This window comes from Agromyces binzhouensis (genome assembly GCF_004135055.1).
Lineage (GTDB): Bacteria > Actinomycetota > Actinomycetes > Actinomycetales > Microbacteriaceae > Agromyces > Agromyces binzhouensis.
This window is the reverse complement of sequence record NZ_SDPL01000652.1, coordinates 1-1,116: the sequence shown is the minus strand read 5'-3', so window position 1 is coordinate 1,116 and position 1,116 is coordinate 1. Positions and strand designations below refer to the sequence as shown.

Sequence of the window (1,116 nt, the reverse complement as noted above, 5' to 3'; positions counted from 1 at the left end):
CGCCGGCGCCGGCGCCGGCAGTCGTCGCCGAGTCGGAGGAGGTGCCCGAACCGTCCCCGGAGCCCGAGCCGCCCGTCGAGCCTGCGCCCGTCGCCGAGCTCGGGCTGGTCGTCGACGCGCACGGCTCGAGCCTCACGGTCTCGCTCGCGGGCGAGCCGCGTGCAGAGGTCGAACTGCTCGCCGACGGACTCCCGTTCGCGACGGTGGTGCTCGACGAAACGGGGCTCGCCGTCGTCGAGTTCCTCGCGCCCGCGAACCACAAGTGGACCGCGACGGCGCGCTACGCCTGAACCGGCGCCCGCGCCCGCAGGGCTACGCCTCGACGACGCGCGCGCGGGCGCGCTCCGCGCGCGAGGTGCGCACCATGACGAGCATCGCGACCACGAGCAGCACCGCGTAGGCGACCGGCACCGCACCCACGCCGACGGCGTCGAACAGCACCGCGCCGACGAGTGCGCCGCCGCCGATGCCGACGTTGAAGGCGGTCGTGTAGAGGGCGCTCGCGGCATCCCGCCGCTCGGGCGGCGCGGCCTGGAGCAGCCGCGTCTGCAGCAGCGGCGGGATGGCGCCGAAGGCGAAGCCCCACACCGTGTAGGCGATGATCGCCGGCCAGAGCCCCGGCTCGGCCGCGATCACGAGGAGCGCGACGGCGAGCAGCAGCATGGCGCCGACGAGCGCGCGGACGCTGTCGCGCGCGATCGGACTGCCGGCGACGAGGAGGCCCGCGGCACCGGCGAGCCCCGACGCGAACAGCAGCGGGGCAACCGCCGCGGAGGAGGCGCCGACGACGTCGGTGAGCAACGGGGCGACGTAGGTGAGGGCCGCGTACTGGCCGATCATCACGACGGCGGTGACGACGCTCACGGCGACGACCCCGCGCATGCTGCGACGGCCCGCGAGGATCGCGGTCGCGGTGGACGCGGTGGTCGACGCGTCGGCCCCGCGCTCGGCGGCCTCCCTCGACAACGCGGTCGAGGCGTCGGCCGGGAGCACCGCTCGCACGACCACGGCGCCCACGAGCGTGAGGGCGGCGATGACGCCGAACGCCCAACGCCAGCCGACGGCCTGGCCGAGCGCGGTGGCGAGCGGCACGCCCGCGATGAGCGCGAGGGTTCC

At 76.3% G+C, this 1,116-nt stretch carries 2 protein-coding genes; one reads left to right on the top strand and one right to left on the bottom strand.

The features are described from left to right. On the top strand, positions 1 to 290 hold a 290-nt coding region (locus ESO86_RS17395), incomplete at its 5' end, for a hypothetical protein (protein WP_207207217.1). 22 nt (positions 291 to 312) lie between these two features. Here the strand turns inward: ESO86_RS17395 and ESO86_RS17390 are convergent. Further along, a partial coding sequence (locus tag ESO86_RS17390; protein WP_165308324.1) for an MFS transporter occupies positions 313 to 1,116 on the bottom strand: 804 nt, incomplete at its 5' end.